Source organism: Microbacterium sp. p3-SID336 (assembly GCF_025143365.1).
Classification (GTDB): domain Bacteria; phylum Actinomycetota; class Actinomycetes; order Actinomycetales; family Microbacteriaceae; genus Microbacterium.
In genome coordinates this window covers 1-25,252 of sequence record NZ_JALXPE010000006.1, presented here as the reverse complement: position 1 = coordinate 25,252, position 25,252 = coordinate 1, and the positions used below count along the sequence as shown (strand labels likewise).

General features: G+C 70.4%; 23 protein-coding genes. 6 read left to right on the top strand and 17 right to left on the bottom strand.

Annotated elements, in window-relative coordinates; all coding sequences use genetic code 11:
- The first annotated feature begins 94 nt into the window (after positions 1-94).
- Together M3C17_RS02795 and M3C17_RS02790 are read left to right on the top strand one after the other, a co-directional pair.
- Positions 95-1,225, top strand: coding sequence for an acyltransferase family protein (locus M3C17_RS02795; protein WP_259976131.1), 1,131 nt, complete (start codon positions 95-97; stop codon positions 1,223-1,225).
- Entirely contained in the window at positions 1,222-2,121 is a 900-nt protein-coding gene (locus M3C17_RS02790; protein ID WP_396819550.1) for a serine hydrolase domain-containing protein, read from the top strand. The genes M3C17_RS02795 and M3C17_RS02790 overlap by 4 nt, the downstream gene beginning before the upstream one ends.
- A gap of 6 nt (positions 2,122-2,127) precedes the next feature.
- Here M3C17_RS02790 and efeB read toward each other — a convergent pair whose 3' ends face one another.
- From efeB to efeU, 3 genes are read right to left on the bottom strand one after another with little or no spacing between them, the layout of a single operon-like run.
- Positions 2,128-3,441, bottom strand: coding sequence for an iron uptake transporter deferrochelatase/peroxidase subunit (efeB, locus tag M3C17_RS02785; RefSeq protein WP_259976130.1), 1,314 nt, complete (start codon positions 3,439-3,441; stop codon positions 2,128-2,130).
- A 19-nt stretch (positions 3,442-3,460) separates the two neighbouring features.
- Positions 3,461-4,699 (bottom strand): iron uptake system protein EfeO, encoded by a 1,239-nt coding sequence (efeO, locus tag M3C17_RS02780; protein ID WP_259976129.1) that lies wholly within the window; start codon positions 4,697-4,699, stop codon positions 3,461-3,463.
- Positions 4,696-5,637 carry an iron uptake transporter permease EfeU gene (efeU, locus tag M3C17_RS02775; protein WP_259976128.1) on the bottom strand — a complete coding sequence of 314 codons (942 nt, stop codon included), beginning with the start codon at positions 5,635-5,637 and terminating at the stop codon, positions 4,696-4,698. The genes efeO and efeU overlap by 4 nt, the downstream gene beginning before the upstream one ends.
- A gap of 166 nt (positions 5,638-5,803) precedes the next feature.
- Here efeU and M3C17_RS02770 point away from each other — a divergent pair, with 166 nt between their 5' ends.
- Positions 5,804-6,808, top strand: a complete 1,005-nt coding sequence (locus tag M3C17_RS02770) for an isopenicillin N synthase family oxygenase (RefSeq protein WP_259976127.1) — start codon at positions 5,804-5,806, stop codon at positions 6,806-6,808.
- Positions 6,809-6,898: 90 nt separating this feature from the next.
- Here M3C17_RS02770 and rpsO read toward each other — a convergent pair whose 3' ends face one another.
- Positions 6,899-7,168 (bottom strand): 30S ribosomal protein S15, encoded by a 270-nt coding sequence (rpsO, locus tag M3C17_RS02765; RefSeq protein WP_055993247.1) that lies wholly within the window; start codon positions 7,166-7,168, stop codon positions 6,899-6,901.
- Positions 7,169-7,354: 186 nt separating this feature from the next.
- Between rpsO and M3C17_RS02760 the strand changes: the two genes are divergently transcribed.
- Positions 7,355-8,647, top strand: a complete 1,293-nt coding sequence (locus M3C17_RS02760) for an MFS transporter (protein ID WP_259976126.1) — start codon at positions 7,355-7,357, stop codon at positions 8,645-8,647.
- 30 nt (positions 8,648-8,677) lie between these two features.
- Here the strand turns inward: M3C17_RS02760 and M3C17_RS02755 are convergent, their stop codons facing one another.
- The 3 genes from M3C17_RS02755 to M3C17_RS02745 form a co-directional block, all read right to left on the bottom strand.
- A complete protein-coding gene (locus M3C17_RS02755; protein ID WP_259976125.1) occupies positions 8,678-9,232 on the bottom strand; it encodes a YceI family protein in 555 nt (184 codons plus the stop codon).
- A gap of 180 nt (positions 9,233-9,412) precedes the next feature.
- Positions 9,413-9,781, bottom strand: coding sequence for an FKBP-type peptidyl-prolyl cis-trans isomerase (locus tag M3C17_RS02750; protein ID WP_211544655.1), 369 nt, complete (start codon positions 9,779-9,781; stop codon positions 9,413-9,415).
- Positions 9,782-9,996: 215 nt separating this feature from the next.
- Positions 9,997-11,313 carry a PrsW family intramembrane metalloprotease gene (locus tag M3C17_RS02745; protein ID WP_259976124.1) on the bottom strand — a complete coding sequence of 439 codons (1,317 nt, stop codon included), beginning with the start codon at positions 11,311-11,313 and terminating at the stop codon, positions 9,997-9,999.
- An 89-nt stretch (positions 11,314-11,402) separates the two neighbouring features.
- Here M3C17_RS02745 and M3C17_RS02740 point away from each other — a divergent pair, with 89 nt between their 5' ends.
- Positions 11,403-12,272: a fumarylacetoacetate hydrolase family protein gene (locus tag M3C17_RS02740; RefSeq protein ID WP_259976123.1), complete on the top strand. Its 870-nt coding sequence runs from the start codon at positions 11,403-11,405 to the stop codon at positions 12,270-12,272.
- 85 nt (positions 12,273-12,357) lie between these two features.
- Here M3C17_RS02740 and M3C17_RS02735 read toward each other — a convergent pair whose 3' ends face one another.
- The 4 genes from M3C17_RS02735 to M3C17_RS02720 all read right to left on the bottom strand — a co-directional run bounded on the left by M3C17_RS02735 (position 12,358) and on the right by M3C17_RS02720 (position 16,591).
- Entirely contained in the window at positions 12,358-13,818 is a 1,461-nt protein-coding gene (locus tag M3C17_RS02735; protein ID WP_259976122.1) for an aspartate ammonia-lyase, read from the bottom strand.
- 61 nt (positions 13,819-13,879) lie between these two features.
- Positions 13,880-14,800 (bottom strand): phosphodiesterase, encoded by a 921-nt coding sequence (locus M3C17_RS02730; protein WP_259976121.1) that lies wholly within the window; start codon positions 14,798-14,800, stop codon positions 13,880-13,882.
- Positions 14,801-14,858: 58 nt separating this feature from the next.
- Positions 14,859-15,194, bottom strand: a complete 336-nt coding sequence (locus tag M3C17_RS02725) for a peptidase (RefSeq protein WP_259976120.1) — start codon at positions 15,192-15,194, stop codon at positions 14,859-14,861.
- Positions 15,191-16,591, bottom strand: a complete 1,401-nt coding sequence (locus tag M3C17_RS02720) for an inorganic phosphate transporter (RefSeq protein ID WP_259976119.1) — start codon at positions 16,589-16,591, stop codon at positions 15,191-15,193. The genes M3C17_RS02725 and M3C17_RS02720 overlap by 4 nt, the downstream gene beginning before the upstream one ends.
- Positions 16,592-16,747: 156 nt before the next feature.
- Between M3C17_RS02720 and M3C17_RS02715 the strand changes: the two genes are divergently transcribed.
- Positions 16,748-18,847, top strand: a complete 2,100-nt coding sequence (locus M3C17_RS02715) for a S9 family peptidase (protein WP_259976118.1) — start codon at positions 16,748-16,750, stop codon at positions 18,845-18,847.
- Between the two features lie 48 nt (positions 18,848-18,895).
- Here M3C17_RS02715 and M3C17_RS02710 read toward each other — a convergent pair whose 3' ends face one another.
- The 6 genes from M3C17_RS02710 to truB form a co-directional block, all read right to left on the bottom strand.
- Positions 18,896-19,924, bottom strand: coding sequence for a 6-phosphofructokinase (locus tag M3C17_RS02710; RefSeq protein ID WP_259976117.1), 1,029 nt, complete (start codon positions 19,922-19,924; stop codon positions 18,896-18,898).
- Between the two features lie 205 nt (positions 19,925-20,129).
- A complete protein-coding gene (locus tag M3C17_RS02705; RefSeq protein ID WP_259976116.1) occupies positions 20,130-22,274 on the bottom strand; it encodes a DEAD/DEAH box helicase in 2,145 nt (714 codons plus the stop codon).
- 220 nt (positions 22,275-22,494) lie between these two features.
- A complete protein-coding gene (locus tag M3C17_RS02700; RefSeq protein ID WP_259976115.1) occupies positions 22,495-23,445 on the bottom strand; it encodes a bifunctional riboflavin kinase/FAD synthetase in 951 nt (316 codons plus the stop codon).
- Positions 23,442-23,879 (bottom strand): hypothetical protein, encoded by a 438-nt coding sequence (locus tag M3C17_RS02695; RefSeq protein WP_259976114.1) that lies wholly within the window; start codon positions 23,877-23,879, stop codon positions 23,442-23,444. Before M3C17_RS02695 ends, M3C17_RS02700 begins: the two co-directional genes overlap by 4 nt.
- 57 nt (positions 23,880-23,936) lie before the next feature.
- The gene (locus M3C17_RS02690; RefSeq protein ID WP_259976113.1) at positions 23,937-24,305 is read right to left on the bottom strand and encodes a hypothetical protein; all 369 of its coding nucleotides are present in this window, start codon (positions 24,303-24,305) and stop codon (positions 23,937-23,939) included.
- A complete protein-coding gene (gene truB / locus M3C17_RS02685; protein ID WP_259976112.1) occupies positions 24,302-25,195 on the bottom strand; it encodes a tRNA pseudouridine(55) synthase TruB in 894 nt (297 codons plus the stop codon). The genes M3C17_RS02690 and truB overlap by 4 nt, the downstream gene beginning before the upstream one ends.
- Between the last annotated feature and the right edge of the window lie 57 nt (positions 25,196-25,252).

Genomic DNA, 25,252 nt, shown 5'->3' with positions numbered 1-25,252 from the left:
CGAACCGGACGGCCCGCGCCCGGTTCTATTCATTTGAATGTATGTGTGACAACGCGTGCAGGGCAACTTTATTCCCGGCCTGTAGCCTCGGAGGATGAGCACCACCGGGGCCGACATGTCTGGGCCCACCACCGGGGCGATCCCGCGGAAGCGTCGGCGCGTGCCCTTCTGGGACAACGCCCGCTACGCCTGCATCGTGCTCGTCGTGCTCGGTCACGCGATCCAGCGACTGATCTACGACTCCGATGTGGCGTTCGCGTTCTACCTCGCCCTGTACGCCTTCCACATGCCGGCGTTCGCCATCATCTCCGGCTACTTCTCCAAGTCCGGGTCACCGACGAAGACGCAGATGGCCAGGGTGATCACCGACATCATCCTCCCGTACGTGATCTTCGAGACCCTGTGGACCCTGACGAAGTGGCTCGTGGAGGGCGAGGCCACGCCGAACTTCACCAAGCCGAGCTGGACGCTGTGGTTCCTGCTGGCGCTCGGCATCTTCCGGCTCGTGCTGCCGTACCTCGCCCTGCTGCGGTGGCCGCTGCTGTGGACCGTGGTGATCTCGATCGGCTCCGGCTACCTGCCGAACGTCGACAGCACCTTCTCGCTCTCCCGCACCCTGGGGCTGCTGCCGTTCTTCGCCCTCGGCTGGTGGCTGCGCGAACGGGACGTCGTCGACCGGCTGCGGCTCCTGGACTTCCGTCCGTGGTGGGTCCGGGTCGTCGCCGTCGCGGTGTTCGCCGCCACGGGCTGGGCGGCCTGGAACTGGCTGCCGCTGTGGCAGGCCACCGACCTCCGGCACTGGCTGTTCTACGAGGACTCCTACTCGGATCTGCTCGGCGAGCAGTGGTGGGCCGGCGGGATCCGCGTCGCCCTGATGCTGCTGGCCGTCGTGCTGTGCGCGGCGTTCTTCGTGCTGATCCCGCGCGGCTCGTACTGGTGGACCACGTTCGGCCAGTACACGATGTACGTCTATCTGCTGCACTCGTTCGTGCTGTACCCGTTCCGCGAGAGCGGCGTGCTGCGCGACCTCGAGCCGACCTGGTTCTGGCTGCCGCTCGTGACCGCGCTCTCCGTGGTCGTGGCGCTCCTTCTGGCCACGAAGCCGGTCCGCTGGCTGTTCCGCCCGCTCGTCGAGCCGCGGCCGCGGTGGCTGTTCGCGGACCCGGAGCTCGCGTCGCGCGAGGGTCGTCGCAACGACCCCACCGGCTCGCGACGGCCGCGGTGACCGCGGCGATGGCGGCGCCCGCCTCCGCCGCGATGCTCCGGGATCGGCTGGTCGAGATCGCGGACGACACCGGGTTCGGGGCCCACGGCCTGCACGTGCGCCGCGGAGCCGACGTGGCGGAGCACCGCTGGACGCCGGACGTCCGTGAGGACGTGCACTCGGTCGCCAAGGGCGTGTGCGTCCTGGCCGCAGCCCTGGCCGCCGATGACGGCATCGTGTCGTTCGACGACCCCGTAGCGGCACTGCTGCCCGATCACGAGTTCGGCCGGGGATCGGACCGCGTCACGCTGCGGCAGCTGCTCTCCATGTCGAGCGGCATCGACCTGCCATGGTCGGAGACGCTGATGACGGACTGGCCGGACCTGGCGCAGGAGTTCCTGCGGCGGCCGTCGCGAGGATGCGTCTTCCAGTACTCGAACGCCAGCACGTACACGGCGATGACCGCGCTCGCCGCGCGGATCGGCGATGTGGGCGACTTCCTCCAGGCGCGGCTGTTCGACCCACTCGGGATCGCTGATGCGCCCTGGGCGCGCTGTCCGCTCGGCCGGATCGAAGCGGGCGGCGGTCTCCGCCTGCGCACCGAGGAGATGGCACGCATCGGCCTCCTCATCCGCGACCGCGGCCGGTGGGACGGGCGGCCGCTGGTCTCGCCGAGATGGATCGACGCCATGCACAGCGACGGGGTGGCCGCCGGGACCACCCCCGGCTACGACCGCTATGCCCTCGCGGGCTGGGGCGGTCCCGGACGCGCGTGGCGGCTGCACGGCGCGCACGGCCAGTTGCTGATCTTCCTCGACGACACCGTGGTGGCGATCACCGCGCACGATCACGCGGGAGCGGATGCGATGGCCGCTGCGACCGTCGCCCAGCTGGAGGGCGTCGCCGCCAGGACCTGAGCCGCGTCAGGCGAAGAGCTCGGCTCCCACGTAGGACCCCGGCCGGGCCCCCGCGGGTATGGCCCAGATGCCGGAGCCGACGTGACGGATGTACTCGTTCATGAGATCGGTCGACAGCTGCCGCTGCAGCCGGATGAACTGCGCCGGGTCGCGCTGATACGAGAGGAAGAAGAGTCCGGCGTCGAGGCGGCCGAGCGTGTTGTTGCCGTCCACGTAGTTGTAGCCCCGACGGAGGATGCGCACGCCCTCGTTCTGCGACGGGTGCGCGAGCCGGACGTGGCTGTGCGCGTCGATGGCCGTCCCTTCGAAGTCGGGCGCCGTGGACTCGGTCCCGCCCGAGAGCGGAGCCCCCTCGCCCTTGTCGCGTCCGATGATGGCGCTCTGCTCGGACAGCCGCACCCTGTCCCACGTCTCGATGAGCATCGCGATGCGCCGCGCCACGAGATAGGACCCGCCCACCAGCCACGCGGGCTCGTCGCCCGGCGCCACCCACACGTGCTCGTCGAGCGCCGCTGTGTCGTCCGCGAGGATGTTGGCCGTGCCGTCCTTGAACCCGAACAGGTTCCGCGGCGTCGCCTGGGCGGCCGTGGTGCGCGAGGTCTTGCCGAAGCCGAGCTGCGACCAGCGCAGGCGCGCCCGACCGAACGCGATCCGGCTGAGGTTGCGGATGGCGTGCACGGCGACCTGCGGGTCGTCGGCACAGGCCTGCACGCACAGGTCGCCGTGCGAGGTCTGCGGGTCGAGGTCGTCGCCGAGGAACGCGGGGAGGCGTTCGAGCGCCGGCGGCCGGCGCGCGGCGATGCCGTAACGGTCACCGTCCTCGTTCTCGAACAGACCGGGGCCGAACCCGATCGTGACGGTGAGCCCGGCCGCGGGCAGGCCGAGCGCCTCCCCCGTGTCGTCGGGCGGGGCGTCCGGGCCTCCGCCGACGGCACCGCTCGCACTGACCTCCAGCCCCTGCGTCATGCGCGCGGCGGCGTACGACCAGTCCTGCAGCAGCGTGATCAGATCGTCCCGGTCGGTGCGCGGCATCATGTCGAAGCTCGCGAAGTGCAGGTGGTCCTGCACGGGCGTCGTGATCCCCGCCTGATGTGCGCCGAAGAAGTCGTACGCGGTCTGCGCCTCGTCAGCGGCGCGGGCCCGCCCCAGCGCGACACCTCCGGTGAGGCCGGCCCCCATGCCGACGGCGAGCCCCGCCACGCTGCCGCCCACCGCGAGTCCCAGCAGTCCGCGCCTGCTCAGCCCCGCGGGGGTCGCGGCCGACGCGGCGGGCACGGGCGGGTCCACCGGCAGCGGCCGCTGCTCGTCGCTCGTGCTCATCTCGTCCCTCCGCGGACCCTCAGTCGAGCACCGTGGCCGTGAGCTGCGACAGCGGCTCGGCCAGTGCGTTGATGAGGTCGGTGAACTCGCGCTTGTCAGCGTCGGTCAGCGCGGAGTAGCCGACGAAGCCGTCGGCGAGAGAGCCGTGCGCGGCGAGCGAGGCTTCCAGATCGGCGTAGCCCGCCTGGATCTCCTCGACCAGCGCGGCGCCGTCGTCGCCCTGGCCTGCGGCGAAGTCCTGCACGAGCGAGAAGGCCATCTTCGATCCTTCGACGTTGGCGGCGAAGTCCCATAGGTCGGTGCCCGACCACCAGTCCTCCTCCCCCGAGATCTTCCCGGTGGCCACCTCGTCGAGCAGCGCGATGGCGCCGTTGGAGATACCGCCGATGCCCTGGTCGTCGAGCGTGGTCGTGAAGTCGTCCGAGTGGGTGTAGTCGTACAGCTCCTGCACGTCGGCGAGCAGGAGGTCGCCGTAGTCCGCCCGCTCCGCCGGAGTGGACGGGGCCCAGTCCTGCCATGCGGGGGTCGCCCCGTCCGCGTTCAGGGCGTCCTGCGCCGGCACCCAGAGGTCCTTCTCCAGACGGTGGAATCCGGTCCAGTCCAGCCCCTCGGCGACCGCGTCGACCTCCCGATAGTCGATGCGCGGGTCGAGGTCACCGAGGGCCTCGGCGACGGGTTCGATGCGCTCGTAGAAGGCCCGGGTCTGCGGGAACAGCGTGCGCGCCGTCGCGTCGTCGCCGGACTGGTAGGCGGAGACGAGCTGCTCCACCGCAGGCACGAGTCGGCCGACCTGGTCCTTCACGAAGGCGGCGTAGAGGTCGACGGCCTTCTGCTTCTGCTCGGCGTCGGGGCCGTCCACCGCCACGGGATCGCCGCTCACCGTGAATGCGGCCTTGCCCACACCGTCTCCGACCATGCCCGGCTTGCACAGCGTGTAGTAGGTGCCCGGCTGCGCGACCACCGTGAGGGTCCGCGACGCGGCAGGGGCGATGTTCTCGACCTCGCCGACGATGCGCAGCCCGTCCTCCGCCAGCAGGTAGAACTCCGACACCTGGTCGGTCTCGTTCGTGACGGAGAACGTGAGGGTGCCGCTGGTCGCTTGGGACGAAGAGACGGCGCAGTCGTCAGCCGTCGACGACACGTCGAACGCGGCGGCCTCGGCACCGGCGGTGTCGCTCTTCGCGACGCAGCCGCTGAGGGCGAGCGCCGCGACACCGGCGACGGCGAGGACCGGGAGGATCCGACGAGAGGTGGTCATGCTGCTCCTTGCTGTGGAAGAGGGGACGACGCCGCGGCGACCGCCGCGTCGCGCGGGGCACGCGGGCGCTGCCCGCGGATGCCGCGCACGTACAGGGTGCCGACGACCGCGAGATAGAGGGCCCAGACGATCACCTGCAGCCAGGTCATCGCGGGCATGAATCCGACGGTCGCCTGCAGGATCGCCGCCAGCGGGCTTCCCGGAGCGATGGCGGCGGAGACGTCGAAGGCCCATCCGAAGGGCAGCGCCGCGGCCCCGACGAGAACGGCACCCGTGGCAGGGTCGAGGGGCGCGGCGGCGGTGAACGGCCCGGGAAGAGCGCCGGCCTCCTGCAGATCCATGACCGCATACGCGAGCACCCCCGCGGCGACGATCACCAGGAACCCGCCCGTCCAGGCGAAGAAGCGCCGCAGGTCGAGGCGGAGCGCACCGCGGGCGATGAGCCAGCCCAGGAGCACCGCGGCCGTCAGCCCGAGCAGGGCGCCCAGCAGCGCGGACGGCGCATCGCCGAAGGACTGCACCATCGACCACAGCAGCAGCGTGGTCTCGATCCCCTCCCGCGCGACCGACACGAACCCGATGGCCACGAGTGCCCAGATGCCACCGGCCGTCAGCGCTCGGTCGACCCCGCCCTCGAGCGTCGCCTTCATGGTGCGCCCGGCGCGCTGCATCCAGAAGATCATCCAGGTCACCATGGCGACGGCGAGCAGCGACAGTCCGCCGCCGATCAGCTCCTGCGCGGTGAAGGTGAGCTCGTAGGCGCCGAAGGTGAGCACTGCGCCGATGACGAGGGCGAGCGCGACGGCGAGACCGACGCCCGCCCAGAGCCGGGGCAACGCATCCCGTCGGTCCAGTCGGCGCAGGTAGGCGACCAGGATCCCGACGACGAGCGCGGCCTCGAGGCCCTCGCGGAGACCGATGAGGAAGGTGGCGAGCACGGGCGATGACTCTCTCTGAGAACTGAGGTAAGGCATCCCTTACCTCAGAGAGCGTAGCACCGCGCGGGGTGCGCGCCGGAATATCAGTGAAGGCTCCTGCGCACGTCGGCGGTAACGCGGCGCAACACAGGACGCACCGCACGGATCCCCGACATACCCTCGGTCCATGTCCGAACCCTCGCTCCCCGTTCTCGACCTCTCGCAGCTCGATGCCGGCCCGGAGGCCGCCGCCCGCTTCCGGGAAGACCTGCGCGCCGCGACCCACGACGTCGGTTTCTTCTATCTGACCGGCACCGGTGTCTCCGCCGACCTCGAGGCCCGCCTGCATCGCGCCGCCCGCGACTTCTTCGCGCTGCCCGAGGCGGACAAGCTCGCCATCGAGAACGTGAACAGCCCGCACTTCCGGGGCTACACGCGCATCGGCGGCGAGCGCACACAGGGCCAGGTCGACTGGCGCGAGCAGATCGACATCGGCCCCGAGCGCAGCCCCGTGGACGACGGACCCGCGTTCAACCGCCTCATCGGGCCCAACCTGTGGCCCGCCGCGCAGCCGGAGCTGCAGAGCGTCGTCGCCGAGTGGCATGACACGCTCTCGGAGGTCTCGCGCACCCTGCTCCGCGCGTGGGCGCAGACCCTCGGCGCCGACGAGACCTACTTCGACGAGCACTTCGGGGAGCCCTCGACGCTGATCAAGATCGTCCGCTACCCCGGAACGCACGAGCCGGAGCCCCAGCAGGGCGTCGGGGCGCACAAGGACTCCGGTGTGTTGACGCTGCTGTGGGTCGAGCCGGGAAAGGGCGGACTCCAGGTCGAGCGCGACGGCACCTGGGTGGACGCGCCGCCGGTTCCCGGCGCGTTAGTGGTGAACATCGGCGAGCTGCTGGAGTACGCCACGGGCGGCTACCTCAAGGCGACCAACCACCGCGTGGTCTCGCCGAAGGCACCGGACGACCGCATCTCGATCCCCTTCTTCTTCAACCCCGCACTGGACAAGCGCCTTCCGCTGATCGACCTGCCGGAGGAGCTCGCTGCCGAGGCGACCGGGGTGACCGACGACCCGACCAACCCGATCCACGCGCTGTACGGCGAGAACGCCCTCAAGTCACGCCTGCGCGCGCACCCCGATGTCGCCGCGATCCACCACGCCGACCTGGTGGGCGCCCCCGTCTGACCCCCTCCCGCACACGACGAAGGCCGCCCCACACCGTGGGGTGGCCTTCTCAAGAATGTTCTGCGCGATTGAACGCTGGTTCGCTCTGCCTTATCGACGGAGTCCGAGGCGCTCGATCAGCGAGCGGTAGCGCTCGATGTCGATGTCCTGGAGGTAGCCGAGCAGACGACGGCGCTGACCGACGAGCAGGAACAGCCCACGACGCGAGTGGTGGTCGTGCTTGTGCTCCTTGAGGTGCTCGGTGAGGTCCTTGATGCGCTGCGTCAGCATTGCGACCTGCACCTCGGGGGATCCGGTGTCACCGGGGTGCGTCGCGTACTCTTCGATGATCGCCTTCTTGACGTCTGCTTCCAGTGCCATAGATTCGATCCCCTCTCTGCTTGTTGCGCGGCGCCCGACGCCTGATGCGCGAGCTCTCTTTATCCGCGGCCGATCGAACGGCAACCTGACGAGTCTACCAGTCGCGACGGGCCCCGGGCGACACGGGCGGTCCGCTCCGTGACCGAGCCTCCACTACGCTCGAGGAGTGCGGGAGAGGTGCGTGGCGTGAGGGGCGGACGTGGACATCTGATCGATCTGACCCCCCTGCGGATCAGCCCCGCATTCGCCAGGATGTGGATCGGCTCGACGCTCGCCGGCATCGGCGGTCAGCTCACGATCGTGACGGTCATGCTGCACGTGTTCGCCCTCACCGGCAGCACGTTCGCGGTGTCGATGATCGCCGTCGCCGGGCTCGTGCCCATGATCCTCGCCGGACTGTACGGCGGCATGCTCGCCGACGCCTTCGACCGGCGCAGGGTCGCTCTGATCGCGGCGACCGTGACATTCGCGTCCACCGCCCTCCTGGCCGCCCTCACCTGGACCGGCGCGGAGACGATCTGGTGGCTGTACGCCCTCAGCATGATCAATTCGGCGGCCAACTCCGTGGGCATGGCCACCCGCACCGCGATCGTGCCGCGACTCATCCCGCGCGAGCAGCTGGCCGCCGCCTCGGCACTGAACGGCGTGGCGTTCGGCCTGACCGTGATGGCCGGGCCGGCGCTGGCCGGGCTGCTGGTGGCGCTCACCGGCTACGGCTGGACGTACACGATCGACGTGGTGCTGATGCTGTCGATGTTCCTCGGGCTGTGGACGCTGCCCGTGGTGCGGCCGGAGGGCGACGTGGTGCGCCCCGGCCTGGAATCCCTCGTCGACGGCTGGCGGTTCCTCCGCCGCGCCGGGAACATCCGGATGCAGTACATCGTGGACATCATCGCGATGACCTTCGGGCAGCCGCTCGTCCTGTTCCCCGCCCTGGGCACGGTGCTGCTCGGCGGCGGGGCGGTGACGACCGGGATCCTGACCGCCGCAGTCGCGGTCGGCACCTTCGCCTCCAGCCTCTTCTCCGGACGGGTGGTCCAGTACCGCTGGCACGGGCGGGGCATCGAGCGTGCGGTCGAGGCCTACGGCGCGTCCATCCTGCTGTTCGGGATCGTGCTGCTCGTCGGCGCCTTCGCGCCTCCCGCGGGCGAGACCACCCCGCACATCGGGCTGATCGTCGCCGCCTGCATCGCCCTCGCCCTCTCCGGGGCCTCGGACAACGTCAGCTCGATCTACCGCAACACCATGATGCAGGCCGCGGTGCCGGATGCGATGCGCGGACGCCTGCAGGGCCTCTTCATCGTGGTCGTCGCCGGCGGCCCCCGCATCGGCGCGCTCTACGCCGGGACCCTCGCGACCCTCACCACCCTGTGGTTCCCGCCGCTGCTCGGCGGGATCCTGGTGATCGCGCTGGTCGCCCTGCTCGCGGGGCGCAGCAGACGGTTCCGCTCCTACGACGCGGAGAACCCCGAGCCCTGACGGACCCGGGGTTCTCGACGCGGCGGTCGCTCAGTCCTGCTGCAGCGCACCCTGCAGGTCGAGGTTGATCGTGACGTCCTTGCCCACGAGCACACCCCCGGTCTCCAGCGCGGCGTTCCAGGTGAGGCCGAAGTCCTCGCGGTTGATGACGGTCTTCGCCGAGGCGCCCGCCTTGTAGTTGCCCCAGGGGTCGCTGCCGAAGCCGCCGAAGTCCAGCTCGAACGTGACCGGCTTGGTGATGCCGCGGATCGTGAGGTCACCGTCGACGAGCAGGTCGCCGCCTTCGACGCGGGCGCCGGTCGACACGAACTCCATCGTCGGGTAGTTCTCGGTGTCGAAGAAGTCCGCCGAACGCAGGTGCGTGTCGCGGCCTTCGTCCTTGGTGTCGACCGAGGTCACGTCGACGCTCGCCTCGACCTTGGCCTCCAGCGGGTTCTCGGGCGCGATCAGGGTGGCGCTCTTGACGCCGAAGGTGCCGCGCACCTTCGAGATCATCATGTGGCGCACGCTGAACGTGACCTCGCTGTGCGCGGGGTCGAGGACCCAGGTTCCGGGGCGGTAGCCGGGGATGTCGATGCTGGTCATGGGTTTCTCCTCGGAGACAGGGGCCGCACCAGGGCGGCGAAGGGACAGGGACCGCGAGCGCGGCGTCCTCCTGCCCAACCTGCATTCACGCGCATGTATTCCCGTGAATGGAAAAGAATCCCGGAATGACGAACGCCCCTCCTCCGAAGAGGAGAGGCGTCCGATTGTCGATGGTCGGATTCAGCCGACGGCGACGAGGTCGATGATGAAGATCAGCGTCTTCCCGGAGAGGAAGTGGCCGCCGCCGACCGGGCCGTACGCCAGGTGCGGCGGGATGATCAGCTCGCGCCGACCACCCACCTTCATGCCGGGAATGCCGTCCTGCCAGCCCTGGATCAGACCGCGCAGCGGGAACTGGATGGTCTCGCCGCGGCCCCACGAGGAGTCGAACTCCTCGCCGGACTCGAACTCCACACCGGCGTAGTGGACGGTCACGGTGTCGCCGGGCTTGGCCTCGGCACCGTCACCCTCGATGATGTCGCGGATGACCAGTTCTGCGGGGGCAGGGCCGGTCGGGGCGTCGAACTCGGGCTTCGTGCGATCAGTCATGCCTCCATCCAATCGGACGCGCGCGCGCCCGGTCAACGCGCAGGCACCTGCTCACAGCGAACACCTCGAGGCCGCCTGCCGCACCGGACGCTCTTGACACGTCGACGGCCCCGGGTGCACCCTGGTGGCAGATCAACTCAGCGCCCGGGAGACATGCAGGCATCGCCGCAGCACCGGGCGCTGAGTCTGTCCGGGGCCGCCTCGAGCCCGGCCGCTCAGTAGGCCAGCAGCGCCGCCCTGGTCGCCCGCGTGCGGATCAGCAGCGCCCGCTCGTCGTCGACCGCGAGCGGGTCGCGCCCTGTGATCGCCCGCTGACGCACCGCCGCCAGCGCCGTCGCGTCCTTGATGAACTCGCGCATGAGCGGACGACGGTCGCCGCGCAGCTGGGCCGCCCACGCGAGGCCCACCTTCCGCCCCGCCGGGGTCGCGAGCATGGTGACCTCCTCCGGGGTGAACCACCCGGCGGCGGCGTACTCCGCCAGGCGCGCGCGGGTGAGCCTGGCCTCCTCCTTGCGCAGCGCGATGATCCCGAGGATGAAGCCGATGAACAGGGGCACCTGCAGCGTGAAGTACAGGCCGAAGAAGTCGGCGAACGTGGCCGAGCCGTTCCACAGCGCGTGCAGCAGGATCGCGCCGAGCATGCCCACCAAGCCCGCCGCGGCCGCCGCACCGGCGGAGGCGTGCCGCCGGGCCACGAGTCCGATCGCGAAGCCCGTCAGCGACGTGAACATCGCGTGGGCGAACGGCGACAGCAGCGCGCGGACGATGAACGTCGCGCCCAGCTGCTCGCCCCCGCCCTCGATGAGACTCACGGCGAAGTACTGGATGTTCTCGGTGAAGGCGAACCCGGCGCCGACCAGCGCGCCGTACACCACGCCGTCGATGGGGCCGTCGAACGAGCGCCGCGCCAGCAGGAAGATCAGGAAGACGCCGAGGCCCTTCCAGAACTCCTCCACGATCGGGGCCTGCACGACCGCGGAGAACTCCTCCGGGAGGATGCCGAACAGGATCGTGAGGCCGATGTCGACCAGCAGGCTCAACCCGACGGCGGCCACCGCGCCCCAGGCGATCGCGAAGATCACCAGACGCTTGGGCTCGGGCTCCCAGCGGTCGATCATGCGCACCCCGAGGAAAACGATGGTGAGCGGGATGAGCGCCAGCACGAGCCCCACGGCCGACGCGGTCGGCCCGAGCGCCCAGCCGAAGTAGCCGATGAGCGCGAGCAGCAGGAAGCCGAGGAAGCCGAACAGCCACAGCGACACCGTGCGCCCCTTGCGGGTCGGAACGGGAAGAGCCGGCAGCGCCTCCGCCGGGGAGGGCGCGACCGGGGCCGGGGGTGTGTACGGCGTGGGCTGCGCGAGCGCCGATGCATAGCCCGGCTGCTGCCCGAACGAGGGCGGCAGGTACGGCGACTGCGCGTACTGCGCCGCCGAGTACGCCGACGGGTGCGGCTGCTGCGCGGGCGGCTGCTGCGCGGGCGGCGGCGTGTACCGAGAGGGCTGCTGGGGGTCGGACGGTCCTCCGAAAGTCATAGCCAAAGCTTATGGGGCACAAGCAATGACGCTCGGGTATGGCCGAGTCCTCCATCCGCCGGTCCGTGCGCACCGGGTAGCGTAGAACCATGCGGTTCGCTCACCTGCGCCGTCCCGACTCCCCCCGTGCGGTTCTCGCCGTGGTGGACGACACGGACGCCATCCTCGTCTCCGACCTCCTACCCGACGCCCCTGCCACGCTGCAGCAGCTGATCGAGCGGGGTGATCGGGGACTCGACGAGCTCCGCTCCGCGCTGGCGGACGGCTCTGCTCCGCGCCACCCGCTGGGGGACTGGGCGTTCGCATCCGCCGTCATCGCTCCCCCGGCCGTCCTCGCCGTCGGACTCAACTACGCCGCGCACTCCAGCGAGCTCGGGCTCAAGACCGACGCGGCGCCGACGGTGTTCACGCTGTGGCCGAACTCCCTCACCGGCCACGACCAGGTCACGTCGTGGCCGCGCGCACTCAGCGAAGCCGTCGACTACGAGGCGGAGCTCGGCGTGCTCATCGGCACCCCGGCGAAGGACGTCGCGGAGGAGGACGCCCTCGCGCACGTGTGGGGCTACACGGTCGTCAACGACATCACGGCGCGGAACATCCAGTTCTCCGAGGCCCAGTGGTCGCGGTGCAAGTCGTTCGACGGCTTCACGCCCACCGGTCCCTTCGCCGTCACCGCGGACGAGGTCGCCGACCCGCAGGACCTGCACATCTGGACGGTCGTGGACGGACACACGGTGCAGGACGCCAGCACCGACCAGATGGTGCGCTCGGTCGCGAAGCTCATCGCGCACCTCTCCCAGTCGCTCACCCTGCTGCCCGGCACGCTCATCTCCACCGGCAGCCCCGGGGGCGCCGGCTACTCGCGGGATCCCCAGATCTTCCTCCGCGACCGCTCCACGGTCACGGTCGGCATCGACGGCATCGGCGAGCTCACCACGCACTGCCGCATCCTCGACTGAGGCGGCGACGCTGAACTGAGACGGCGACGCTGAAGGGGACGGGAGCGCGCGGCTCCCGTCCCCTTCGCGTGTCCGCGCGGGACGGTCAGATCTGGATGAGGTCGTCCGGCGTGACGATCGGGATCGCCGCCGTGACGGCTTCGAGTCCGGAGAGACGGGCCGGGGACAGCTGCTTGGTGACCTCGTCACGCGACATCAGCCCCGCCTCCACCACGAGGTCGGCGACATTGCGGTTGGTGAGCAGCGCGGTCTTCGCGAGGGCCGCGGCGGCCGCGTAGCCGATGAACGGGGTCAGGGCCGTGATGACGCCGACCGAGGCGCCCACCATCGCACCCAGGCGGTCGCGGTTGGCGGTGATGCCCTCGACGCAGTTGACGCGCAGGGTCCACATGGCCTGACGCATCCAGGTGATGGACTGGAAGATCGAGTGCGCGATGACGGGCTCGAAGGCGTTGAGCTGCAGCTGCCCGCCCTCGACGGCCATGGTCACCGTGGTGTCGGCGCCCACGACCGCGAACGCGACCTGGTTCACGACCTCGGGGATCACCGGGTTCACCTTGCCCGGCATGATGCTGGACCCCGCCTGCATCGCCGGGAGGTTGATCTCGCCGAGGCCCGCCTGGGGGCCCGAGGACAGCAGACGCAGGTCGTTGCAGATCTTGGACAGCTTGATCGCGTTCCGCTTGAGCGACGAGGAGAACGACATGAAGGCGCCGGTGTCGCTGGTCGACTCGACCAGGTCGGTCGCCGTCTCCAGGTCCAGGCCGGTGATCTCGCGGAGGTGGCGCAGGACGGCCGGCGCGTAGTCGGGGTGGGTCGTGATGCCGGTCCCGATGGCCGTGGCGCCCATGTTGATCTCGAACATGAGCGAGGCGTTCTCGGTGAGACGGCTGTGATCCTCCCCCAGCGTCGTCGCGAAGCCGTTGAACTCCTGGCCCAGCGTCATGGGCACGGCATCCTGCAGCTGCGTGCGCCCGACCTTGAGGATGTCGTGGAACTCGCCAGCCTTGCCGAGGAACGCCACGCGCAGTGCGTCGAGCTCGTCCAGGAGCGAGCGCAGAGTGAGCGAGAGGCCGATCTTGACCGCGGTGGGGTACACGTCGTTCGTGGACTGGCTGCGGTTGGTGTGGTCGATCGGCGAGAGGAAGGCGTAGTCGCCCTTCTCGCGGCCGGCCATCTCGAGCGCGATGTTGGTGATGACCTCGTTCGCGTTCATGTTGGTCGAGGTGCCGGCCCCGCCCTGGATCACGCCGACCGTGAACTGCTCGTGGAACTCGCCGTCGATGACGCGCTGCGCGGCCCGGTCGATCAGGTCGGCGCGCTCGGGGTCGAGCACGCCGATCTCGCGGTTCGCCCTGGCGCTCGCCTGCTTGACCATCGCGAGCGCGACCACCAGGTCGGGGTACACCGAGATGGGGCGCTTGGAGATCGGGAAGTTCGCGTCGGCGCGGGCAGTGTGGATCCCCCAGTACGCGTCGACGGGGATCTCCATGCTTCCCAGCGAATCGGTCTCGGTACGGGTCTTGGCAGGCGCGGCAGAAGCCATGTCACATCCTCGTGGGTCGTGGCGAATGGAAAGAGCGGGGGATGCGTCCAGTCTACGCCGGTCAGCGCGGGGGTTTGCGGGAGAACGCCTCGAGTCGCTGTTCCGGGGTGAGCGCGGCCATGCGCGCTACCCATTCCTCGGAGAAGACGTCACCCGTCGGCGCGTCGACGACGGGCACGACCGTGTGGGTGATGGTCTGCGGACGCACGTGCACGAGCTGGAACGCCTGCGCGGCGTCCATGCCGTTGACCTCCGCCGCCGGCCTCGCGACGTTCATCGTGTAGCAGGTCGCGGAGGCGACGCTCACGGGCACCCCGGCGAACAGCCCATGCGACGAATAGTGCAGATGCCCGGCCAGGATGCCGCGCACGTCACTGCCGCGCACGACCTCCGCGAGCTCGTCCTGATGCCGCAGCTCCAGGATGTCGAACAGCGGCAGGTGGCTGGGCAGCGGCGGATGGTGCATCGCGAGGAGCGTGCCGTGCGGGGCGGGCTCCGCCAGCACCTCGGCGAGCCAGGAGAGCTGCGCGTCGTCGAGGTCGCCGTGGTGCCACCCCGGCACGCTCGTGTCGAGGGCGATCAGTCGCAGGCCGTCGAGATCCCAGACGCCCGTGACCGGCTGCTCCGACGGCTCGAGGTCGAGCAGCTCGCTGCGCAGGGCGGGGCGCTCGTCGTGGTTGCCTGCGACCCAGATCACGGGCGTTCCCAGCTCCGCGGCAACGGGCTCGACCGCAGCCCGCAGACGGCGGTACGCCTCGGGCTCGCCGAGATCCGCGAGGTCGCCCGTCACCACGATCGCAGTCGGGTGCGGGTGCACGGCACGAATCGCCGCGAGCGTGCGCTCGAACGTGCGCTCCACGTCGAAGCGGCCGCCCAGGCGCGCGCCTCCCGCGAGGAAGTGCGGATCGCTCACGTGGATCAGGACATGCGATGGCGGGTCGAACCGGCCGAAGACGACGGGCGTGCCTGAGGCTGCGGACATGGCCCCAGCCTAGGGTCAGCCCGGGACGCCGGGCCCTGACGCGCCAGCGCGGCGCAGTTCAGTGCCCGACGACGATGATCAGGATGCCGGCGATGACCGCCACACCGCACAGCACGAAGCAGCTGTAGGCGCCGATCAGGGCGAGCGTCTTCTGGCCCTCCGTGAGCGGGCTCTTCTTCGCGGCCTTCGCCGCCTGCTTCGCGGCGCGCTTGAGCTCCTTCTCGGAGATCACGGTGATCGCATCGGTGAACTCCGCAGGGCTCACGATCGGGGCGCGTCCGCTGCGCACCAGCAGGCGCAGGCCGAGCGCGTAGAACGTGACGATGGCCGTCGCGCCGATGAGGGCGGCAGCGAAGACCTGGAGGAAGGCGAGCCAGTCGATGGTGACGTTCATGCCGAGTCGCCCTTCCGCCTGGTCTCCGCCTGTTCCGGCGTCTGCTCCCCCGCAGGCGGCTGCGTCGGGCGCGGGCCGGTGGTGGCGACGGCCTTCTTACCCGCCTTCGCCTCGGCCTTCTTCTTGGCCTTGGCCTTCGCCTCGGCCTTGGCCTTGTCCTTCGCCTCGGCGCGGGCCTTCGCCTCCGCCTTCGCCTGCGCGATGCGCTGCTGGCGACGCGTGGGCGGAGGAGTGTCCAGGACCTCGACGGCGAGGTGGGACTCGGCGACGTCGCTCATCGCATTCGCGTGCGTGACCGCGGTGTGCCGCGACCGCATGTACAGGCCGAGGATGATCACGACCGCGAGGACGGCGTCGATCGCGACGCCCCACGTCCCGAGCCACACCACGAGCAGGGCGGCGAGGGCGCCGACGCCACCGGCCGCCGGGAGCGTGAGCAGCCAGCCGACGCCGATGCGACCCGCGGTACGCCACCGCACCGTGGAGCCGCGGCGGCCCAGCCCGGAGCCGATCACGGAGCCCGACGCGACCTGGGTGGTGGAGAGCGCGAAGCCGAGAGCGCTGGACGCGAGGATGGTGGCCGCCGTCGAGCTCTCCGCCGAGAACCCCTGCGCCGGCTTGACGTCGGTCAGGCCCTTGCCGAGCGTGCGGATGATGCGCCAGCCGCCCAGGTACGTGCCGAGAGCGATCGTGAACGCACACGCCACGATGACCCACAGCTCCGGCTCGTGGTGCGCACCGGACTGCCAGCCGATCGTGATCATGGCGAGCGTGATGACGCCCATCGTCTTCTGCGCGTCGTTGGTGCCGTGCGCGAGGGCGACGAGCGAGGACGTGAAGATCTGCCCCCAGCGGAAGCCGTCGCGGCCGTCCGGCTTGCCGTCGTAGCGACGGGTCACCGAGTACGCGATCTTGGTGGCAGCGAAGGCGATGATCCCCGCCGTGATCGGCGCGATCAGCGCGGGAAGCACGATCTTCGACAGCACGGCGCCGAAGTCGATGCCGCCGAGGCCGGCGCCCACGAGCGTGGCGCCGATCAGGCCGCCGAACAGCGCGTGCGAGGAGCTCGACGGCAGGCCGAGGAGCCAGGTGAGCATGTTCCAGGTGATCGCGCCGATCAGTCCGGCGAAGATCAGGGCGAGGAACAGCTCCGCCCCCGCCTGGATGATCGCGTCCTCCTTGATGATGCCGCCGGAGATGGTCTTGGAGACCTCCGTGGAGAGGAAGGCGCCGACCAGGTTCAGCAGCGCGGCGAGGAGCACCGCGGTCTTGGGCTTCAGGGCACCGGTCGCGATGGGCGTCGCCATCGCATTGGCGGTGTCGTGAAAGCCGTTCGTGAAGTCGAAGAAGAGTGCCAGCGCGATGACGAGCACGACGATGAGGGCTGCGGTTTCCACCGGTCGCTTTCGGTCTTGACGAAGAGGGAAGATGTCGACGGTATCGACGTGACGAACGAAGAGTTCACCGTGGGTTTCACATCCGTTTACCGGCCCCGGTAAATCCTCCCACCCTCCCCCGTGCCGGTCAACTCGACCCTGGGATAGCGTGGGACGGTGACTGACGCCCCGATCGCCGCCCGACGCCCCACCTCCCGCACGCACCACGGCGACACGGTCGACGATCCGTACGAGTGGATGCGGGCGAAGGACTCGGCGGAGGTCATCGCGCATCTCGAGGCCGAGAATGCGCACACCGACGCCGAGACCGCGCACTTCGCCGCACTCCGGGAGACGCTGTTCCAGGAGATCAAGGGACGCGTGCAGGAGACGGACCTGTCCGTGCCGACCCGCCGCGGCGCGTGGTGGTACTACACCCGCACCGAGGAGGGCGCGCAGTACGGCATCCACTGCCGCGCGGCCGCCGCCGAGGACGACTGGACTCCCCCGCGCCTGGAGGCGGGCGTGCCCGTGCCCGGCGAGGTCGTGCTGCTCGACGGCAACGCCGAGGCGGAAGGACACGAGTTCTTCTCGCTCGGCGCCTTCGACACCTCCGACGACGCGACGAAGCTGCTCTGGTCGACCGACTTCGAGGGCGACGAGCTCTACACCGTGCGCGTGCGCGACCTCGTCACGGGCGCCACGCTCGCCGACGAGATCCCGAACACGGGCAGCGCCTTCTTCACCCCGGACGGCACCGGCGTGCTGTACACGACCCGTGATGACGCCTGGCGCCCCGACACGCTGTGGCTGCACCGTCTGGGCACCCCGGTGTCGGACGACGTGCAGCTGTTCCACGAGCCGGATGAGAAGTTCTGGCTCGGTGCCGGGATCACGCGCAGCAGGAAGTACCTGGTGATCGCGGTCGGCTCCAGCATCACGAGCGAGGAGCGCCTGGTCGACCTGTCCGGCGACCTCACCGCCGAGCCGCGCCTGGTGTGGCCGCGCCGGGAGGGCGTGGAGTACTCGCTCGAGCACGCGGTGGTCGGCGGCGAGGACCGGCTGCTGATCCTGCACAACGACGACGCCCTCGACTTCGAGCTGGTGTCGGTCGCCGCCGACGACCCGCAGGGCGAGCGGCACGTCGTGCTGCCGCACGAGCCGGGGCGGCGCCTGCTGGGCGTGGACGCCTTCCGCGACTTCGCCACGGTCGAGTACCGCAGCGAGGGGCTCGAGCGTGTGGGCTTGCTCGACTACGCGACCGACGCGGTGGAGAAGCTGCGGTTCGACGAGCCGCTCTACTCCGCCGGCGTCAGCGGCAACCCGGAGTGGCATTCCCCCTTCCTCCGGCTCGGCTACACCTCCTTCGTGACACCCGGCACCGTCTATGAGCTGGATCTCGCGACCAGGGAGCTCGTGCTGCGCAAGCAGGTGACCGTGCTGGGCGGCTACGACCCGGCCGACTACGGGCAGCGCCGCGAGTGGGCGACAGCTGAGGACGGCACGAAGGTTCCGATCTCGCTCGTGTGGAAGCGCTCGTTCGGTGAGCCGGGCGCCGAGGCACGGCCCGTGCACCTGTACGGCTACGGGTCGTACGAGCACTCGATCGACCCCGGCTTCTCGGTGGCGCGGCTCTCCGAGCTCGACCGCGGAGTGATCTTCGCGGTCGCCCACGTGCGCGGCGGCGGGGAGATGGGCCGTCAGTGGTACGAGGACGGGAAGCTGCTGCGCAAGCGCAACACCTTCACGGACTTCGTCGCCTGCGCACGGCACCTCGTCGCGGAGGGAACGACGTCTCCCTCCCAGCTGGTCGCCGAGGGCGGGAGCGCCGGCGGACTGCTGATGGGCGCGGTGGCGAACCTCGCACCGGAGCTGTTCGCCGGCATCCTCGCCGCAGTGCCCTTCGTGGACGCGCTGACGACGATCCTCGACCCGTCGCTTCCGCTCACGGTGATCGAGTGGGACGAGTGGGGCGACCCGCTGCACGACGCCGAGGTGTACGCGTACATGAAGTCGTATACCCCGTATGAGAATGTGCGCGACGGCGTCGAGTACCCGCGGATCCTCGCCGTCACCTCGCTGAACGACACCAGGGTGCTCTACGTGGAGCCCGCGAAGTGGGTCGCCCGCCTGCGTGAGGCCGGGGCGTCGGACGTGCTGCTCAAGTGCGAGATGGTCGCCGGCCACGGCGGGGTCAGCGGTCGCTACAACTCCTGGCGCGAGCGGGCGTTCGAGCTCGCGTGGCTGCTCGACACGCTCGGACTCGCCGACGCCTGAGCCGAGGGCGCCGGCGCGGGGTGCCGCACCCGCGCCGGGTCACCGCGCTCAGCCGAAGAGCGCGGCGGCCTCGTCGTAGCGGTACCGCGGCACCGTGTTGAGCTCGCCCAGCGCGTCGGCGAAGGGCACGCGCACGATGTCGGTGCCCTGCATCGCGACCATCTGACCCCAGGCGCCGTCCACGATCGCGTCCGCGGCGTGCAGACCGAGACGCGTCGCGAGCACCCGGTCGAACGCCGAGGGCGAGCCGCCGCGCTGGATGTGGCCGAGGATCGTCGCGCGCGTCTCGATGCCGGTGATGCGCTCGATCTCGGGCGCCAGCAGGTCCCCGATGCCGCCGAGACGCGGGCGGTTGAACGCGTCGAGGCCCTTGTCGCTGTAGGCCTCCTCCATGCCGGTGAGCGTGAAGCCCTCCGACACGACCACGAGGGGCGCGCGACCGCGGTCGTGGGCGCGGGTGACGAGCTCGGTGATCTCGTCGAGCGACATGGGCACCTCGGGGATGCAGATGACGTGGGCGCCCGCGGCCATCCCGGCGTGCAGGGCGATCCAGCCGACGTGGCGGCCCATGACCTCGGCGACCATGCAGCGCTGGTGGGAGTCGCCGGTCGTGCGGAGCCGGTCCATGGCGTCCGTGGCGATGTTGACCGCGGTGTCGAAGCCGAACGAGTAGTCGGTGGCGCGCAGGTCGTTGTCGATGGTCTTCGGCACGCCCAGCACCTTGATGCCGTCCTTCGCGAGCCGGTCCGCGGCGGCCAGTGTGCCTTCGCCGCCGATCGCCACGATGCCGTCGATCTTGTGGCCGTACAGCGTCTTGGCGATGTTCTCGGCGCCGCCGCGCTCGCCTTCGTACGGGTTGGTGCGGCTCGTGCCGAGGATCGTGCCGCCCACCTTCGACAGCCCCTTCACCTCGTGGCGGGTGAGCGGCATGAAGTCGCCCTCCACCACACCGCGCCAGCCGTCGCGGATGCCGACGAACTCCAGGTCGTAGGTCGTGGTGCCCTTGAGCACGATGCCGCGGATGACCGCGTTCAGACCGGGGCAGTCGCCGCCGCTCGTCAGGATGCCGATCTTCATGCTGCTGCCTTCGGAGGTTCGAGTGATGGGAGGAGGAGGCGACAGTGCCTGCGATCGACCCTAGCGCTCTCCTGCCCCGGGCCGCCATTCGAGCGCGTCGAAAAACGGTGATCTTGACGGGACAGCCGGACGGAATCGACGAACTTCGCCAGCACACTCGGAATCGGGGCGAAAACGGCGTTAAGAAGTGAGCTTCTTGACGGGTTCAGTTCGCGCCGAGCGCCTCGCGCAGCAGGTGCATGAGCGCCGACAGCTGGACCGACTCGCTCGCGGCCTCCTCGGTGGCTTCGCCGTCCAGCGCGCGGGCCGCCAGGCCCTGCTTCTGGTCGATGAGCTCCGCGATCTTCGTGTCGATCGTGTGCGCCGCGATGATCCGCCACGCCGTGACCGGCTCGTCCTGCCCGATGCGGTGCACGCGGTCGATCGCCTGCGTCTGCTCGGCCGCCGTCCACGACAGCTCCGCCAGCACCACGTTGGATGCGGCCTGGAGGTTCAGCCCGACGCCCGCCGCGGTGAGCGAGCACACCGCGATGCCGACCTCGGGGTCGCCGTTGAAGTCGTCGATCGCCTGCTGGCGCGCGGTCGAGGTCTGGTCGCCCCTGATCGACACGGCGCGGATGCCCGCGGCGGCGAAGTGCTCCTCCGCCTGGTCCATCACATCGATGTGCTTGGCGAAGAACACCACCTTGCCGACGGAACGCTGCAACTGTGCCGCATAGTCCGCCGCGAGCGGCGCCTTGGCCTGACCGATGCGGCGCACCATCGTGAAGACGTTGTCTCCCCCGGTGCCGGCGGCCTTCGACTCCTCCAGCTCGTTCTGCGCCACGAGCCGCACGATGTCGTCGTCGATCTCGCCCGCAGCGAGGCCCCGGTCGCCGCGCGCCTCGATGATGCGGCGGTACCGGGCGGCGAGCCGCTCCCCCAGCTCCCGCTCCGCCTGCCGGATGCTGCGCCCGAACTCGTCGTCGAGCTGCACCGGCAGATCGGCCACGAGCTTGTCCGGCAGATCCGCGGCCACGTCCTTCTTCTTGCGCCGCACGATGCCCATCGAGATGACGGCGTCGCGAGCCTCGGGGTAGAAGGCCTTGTCGGCGGGCGTGAAGCCGGTCGCGTCCAGCTTCTCCATGAGCTCGGGACCCGGCTTCTCGCCGTTGGTCCAGCCGAGGAACCGCCAGATGGCGTCGAAGTCCTCGACGTCGTTGATGAGCGGCGTTCCCGTCAGCGCCAGCATCAGCGGGTCGTGGCCCGGCGTGCGCTCGCGCACCTGAGCGGCCAGCGACAGCACGTTCTGCGACCGCTGCGACGACAGGTTCTTGATGAAGTGCGCCTCGTCGACGACCATGCCGCGCAGACCGATCGACGCGAGCCAGGACAGGTGGCGGTCGAGGATCTCGTAGTTCACGATGAAGACGTCCGCGAACGCGTCGATGTCGTCCCCATCGCCCTGGATGACGGTGGCGCGGCGCTGCGGCGTCCACCGCTCGACCTCGCGCGCCCAGTTCATCTTCACCACGTTCGGCACCACGGCCAGCAGCGGATACGCCCCGGCGACGGAGGCGGCGAGCACCGACTGGGCCGTCTTGCCGAGTCCCGGCTCATCCGCCAGCAGGAAACTGCGGTGACCGGCACGGACCGCCTCCAGGAAGCGCGACTGGTGCACCATGACGTCGAGCCCCTTGGGCGACACGTGGTCGAACTCGGGAGCGGGCGGCAGTTCCATGGATGCCGCCGCGCCGCCGGCGCCCGTCTCGAACGCCTTGTACAGCGGGCCCATCAGCTCCCAGCCGTCGAGGCGGCGGCGGGGGGTGCTCGCGGGACGCGGGGTCAGGTCCGGCGCCAGGAACGGGTTGGCGAGCTGACGCGCCTCGACGGACGGCGGCGTGACCTGACGCTCCGCGATCGCAGCGGGGACCACGGAGACCTGCACGGGCGCCGGGTCCGCGATGATCAGCTCCTCCGGCGGCAGCTCCGCGCCGGACTCGAGCAGCCAGTCGCGGCGCATGCGCTTCGCGACCGGCGACGTGGCCTGGGCGGCCTCCAGCAGCTGGATCAGGGACGTGTCCCGTGCCGCGGTCTTGGCGAGGATCGTCGCGACGCCGTCCAGGCGCTTGAGCAGCTCGACGCGCGCGGGGTCGCCGATCTCCGCGTCCGCCTTCACCCTGGCGCGCTCCTCGCGCACGAGGAACGCGATGACCTGGAACTTGGTGCGGTTCGTCGGGCCCAGCTTTCCGCGCTGGGACTTCGCCTCGATCTCACGGACCTTGCGCGCGAGGATCGGGATGAGGGGTGCCTCGTCGTCACGACGGGACGTCTTCTTGCGCCGCGTGGCGGCGGTTGCCGTGGTCGGCATGCTCCTCCTGAGCCTGAAGGGCTCCGGCATCCCCAGGGAACCGTGAGCCGTTCTCTACATCCGCGTGTGGCGTGAGCCAGGACCGTGCGGACTGTGGATCGTCCTCCCTCCGGAGCACGCGAGGCGTGCGGGGACCGGTGGGAGCCGTCTCCATTCTATGCCATCGCGCCGGTGCGACGCGGAACAGCCGCGCCGCGGCGGGCCCGGTCGTCGCACGCGGTCACGCGGATACCCCGAGGATCAGCGCGGCCTGGGTCACGTCCGCCGCCATCTGCGCCATCAGCTTCTCGATGCCCTCGAACGCCACCATGCCCCGCAGGCGCTCCACGAACTCCACGGTCACGTCGTGGCCGTACAGGTCGAGCCCGGTCTCGCCGAGCACATGCGCCTCCACCTGACGCACCAGCACGTCGTCGAAGGTGGGGTTCGTGCCCACCGAGATCGCGGAGGGATGCCGGATCCCGGTGTCGTGGTCCACCAGCCACCCCGCGTACACGCCGTCCGCCGGCACGAAGGCGTCGACGATGGTCGACAGGTTCGCGGTCGGGAAACCCAGTTCGCGTCCGCGCTTGAGGCCGTGCACCACCTCGCCCCGCACGTCGGGGTACCGCCCGAGCACCCGGGCGGCCGCCGCGACGTCGCCCTCCATCAGCAGCTCGCGGATCCAGCTCGACGAGACGCGACGCTCCGAACCCTCTAGGTACACGTCCTCGACGACCTCGACCGTGAAGCCGTAGCGGGGCCCGAGCTCCCGCAGGAGCTCCGGGGTGCCGGCACCACGATGCCCGAAGCGGAAGTCCGCGCCGACGAACACCGTGGACACCTGCAGCGCGCCCACGAGGATGCCCACCACGAAGTCCTCCGCACTGCGCGAGGCCATCTCCTCGTCAAAGGTCAGCAGCAGCGTGGCGTCGAGGCCGAGCTCTCCGAGCAGCTCCAGCTTGCGATCGACGGTCACCACGTTCTCGGGGCACCGGTCAGGACGGATGATCGCGAGCGGATTGCGGTCGAAGGTGACGGCGACCGCACGGCTCCCCTCCGCGGCGGCAGCCTCGCGCAGACGCCGGATGACCGCCCGGTGACCCTGGTGCACCCCGTCGAACTTCCCGATCGCGACGGCGCTGGGCCCGAAGCCCTCCGGAACCTCCTCCGGGCTGCGGAACACGATCACGCGACGGCCTCCACCGGGCGCTCGACGGCGACGGGACGATGCGTGCGCAGCCACCAGATGCCGAACACCGGCAGCACCAGCGGCACGAAGAGGTACCCGCGGCCGAACAGCGACCACACCGTCTCGTGCTGGAACAGGTCGGGCAGCACCAGGCTGAGCGCGCCGACCACCAGGACTCCCGTCAGCTCGAACACGATGGCCACCCAGGCGACCGTGTACCAGCCACGACGACGCGCGAAGACCAGCGCCAGCGTCGCGAGGATGTAGACGAGGGCGGCGACAGCGGAGAGCGTGTACGCGAGCGGCGCCTCGTCGAACCGGCGCACGATCTGCACGAAGCTGCGACCGGTGGCCGCCAGCGCCATCACGGCGTAGACGATCACGAGGACGCGGCCGATTCCGGTCATCCGAGTGGTGGGGGCGGTGGAGCTCATAGCGCATTCCATCCTAGAGCCGCCGACGCGGTCAGGACTCCGCGCACGGGTGCCGGCTCAGGCGACCTGGATCGTCCAGATCACCTGCATGCGCCACAGCATCACGGCGATCGCCAGCGCGGCGACGCCCAGGACGACCGTGCTCCAGCGACTCCGCTCCATCAGCGCCCACAGCACCGCGCCGATCGGCAGCAGCGCCGCGGAGACCAGATAGACCCAGTACTCGAGCAGGTCGCCCGTCGGCGGGTTGCCCGCGAGCGGTGCGACGATCGCGACGACGATCTGCCCGATCAGCAGCAGCTCCACGAGCGCGAGAGCGCCGACCGAGAAGTCGCTGGGACGACGACCGAGCAGCCCGGCGCCCAAGCAGAACAGCCCGGCGACGACGGCCACCGCGACCTGCACGACGGTGAACCACAGGATCATCGGACGACCTCCGGCATGTTCATGGCGCTCTTCACATCGGCGCCGCGCTTCTCGACGATGCCCACGAGCTCGCCCTCCTGATCGATGGCCGCCGCCAGGCGGTCCGCCAGCCGGTCGGCCTGGCCCACGAGACGCTTGCCGTGACGCAGATCCCGTGCCTCGTCGGCGGAGACCGCGAGCACCGGGAGCACCCGCCCGGCGGCCTCCGCGGGCGACAGCGTGCGCGCACCCTCGAGCCCGTTGACGGCCACGGCCTCCGTCACGTCGAACGGACCGACCCTGGTGCGACGGAGGGCCGTCAGATGCCCTCCCACGCCGAGGCCCGCACCCAGATCACGGGCGAGCGAGCGGATGTAGGTCCCGGAGGAGCAGTCGACGACGACGTCGAGGTCGACGCCGCCCTCCGCCCGTCGAGTCTCGATCACGTCGAACCGGGAGACGACGACGTCCCGGGCGGCCAGGACGACCTCCTCTCCGGCGCGCACGCGGTCGTAGGCTCGTCGGCCGTCCACCTTGATCGCGGACACCGAGCTCGGCACCTGCGAGATCTCCCCGGTCAGGGCCGCGACCCCCGCCGCGACCGCGGAATCCGTGACGGCGGTCAGCACGGCCGGATCGGCCTCCGCGACGACCTCCCCCTCCGCGTCGTCCGTCGTGGTGGTCGCACCGAGGCGGATCGTGGCCCGGTAGGTCTTGTCGGCGCCGACGATGTACGTGAGCAGCCTCGTGGCGCCCTCGACGCCGAGCACCAGCAGTCCGGTCGCCATCGGGTCGAGCGTCCCCGCATGACCGACCTTGCGTGTGCCGAAGGCACGGCGTGTGCGCGCGACGACGTCGTGACTGGTCAGCCCACCGGGCTTGTCGACGAGGAGGATGCCGGGGGGAACCATCCCTCCAGCCTAGCGAGCCGCGGACCCGCGCCCGGCGACGGTCGCGCGGCTCGCACG

What these genes read in the sequence shown, in the direction of transcription:
- M3C17_RS02690 (WP_259976113.1), bottom strand. Translation starts at nt 24,305, where the DNA reads ATGATCCTGTGGTTCACCGTCGTGCAGGTCGCGGTGGCCGTCGTCGCC.
- M3C17_RS02745 (WP_259976124.1), bottom strand. Translation starts at nt 11,313, where the DNA reads ATGACTTTCGGAGGACCGTCCGACCCCCAGCAGCCCTCTCGGTACACG.
- efeO (WP_259976129.1), bottom strand. Translation starts at nt 4,699, where the DNA reads ATGACCACCTCTCGTCGGATCCTCCCGGTCCTCGCCGTCGCCGGTGTC.
- M3C17_RS02710 (WP_259976117.1), bottom strand. Translation starts at nt 19,924, where the DNA reads ATGAAGATCGGCATCCTGACGAGCGGCGGCGACTGCCCCGGTCTGAAC.
- M3C17_RS02795 (WP_259976131.1), top strand. Translation starts at nt 95, where the DNA reads ATGAGCACCACCGGGGCCGACATGTCTGGGCCCACCACCGGGGCGATC.
- M3C17_RS02735 (WP_259976122.1), bottom strand. Translation starts at nt 13,818, where the DNA reads ATGGCTTCTGCCGCGCCTGCCAAGACCCGTACCGAGACCGATTCGCTG.
- M3C17_RS02725 (WP_259976120.1), bottom strand. Translation starts at nt 15,194, where the DNA reads ATGAACGTCACCATCGACTGGCTCGCCTTCCTCCAGGTCTTCGCTGCC.
- M3C17_RS02695 (WP_259976114.1), bottom strand. Translation starts at nt 23,879, where the DNA reads ATGAGCTCCACCGCCCCCACCACTCGGATGACCGGAATCGGCCGCGTC.
- M3C17_RS02730 (WP_259976121.1), bottom strand. Translation starts at nt 14,800, where the DNA reads ATGTCCGCAGCCTCAGGCACGCCCGTCGTCTTCGGCCGGTTCGACCCG.
- truB (WP_259976112.1), bottom strand. Translation starts at nt 25,195, where the DNA reads ATGGTTCCCCCCGGCATCCTCCTCGTCGACAAGCCCGGTGGGCTGACC.
- M3C17_RS02750 (WP_211544655.1), bottom strand. Translation starts at nt 9,781, where the DNA reads ATGACTGATCGCACGAAGCCCGAGTTCGACGCCCCGACCGGCCCTGCC.
- M3C17_RS02770 (WP_259976127.1), top strand. Translation starts at nt 5,804, where the DNA reads ATGTCCGAACCCTCGCTCCCCGTTCTCGACCTCTCGCAGCTCGATGCC.
- rpsO (WP_055993247.1), bottom strand. Translation starts at nt 7,168, where the DNA reads ATGGCACTGGAAGCAGACGTCAAGAAGGCGATCATCGAAGAGTACGCG.
- M3C17_RS02705 (WP_259976116.1), bottom strand. Translation starts at nt 22,274, where the DNA reads ATGCCGACCACGGCAACCGCCGCCACGCGGCGCAAGAAGACGTCCCGT.
- M3C17_RS02755 (WP_259976125.1), bottom strand. Translation starts at nt 9,232, where the DNA reads ATGACCAGCATCGACATCCCCGGCTACCGCCCCGGAACCTGGGTCCTC.
- efeB (WP_259976130.1), bottom strand. Translation starts at nt 3,441, where the DNA reads ATGAGCACGAGCGACGAGCAGCGGCCGCTGCCGGTGGACCCGCCCGTG.
- M3C17_RS02740 (WP_259976123.1), top strand. Translation starts at nt 11,403, where the DNA reads ATGCGGTTCGCTCACCTGCGCCGTCCCGACTCCCCCCGTGCGGTTCTC.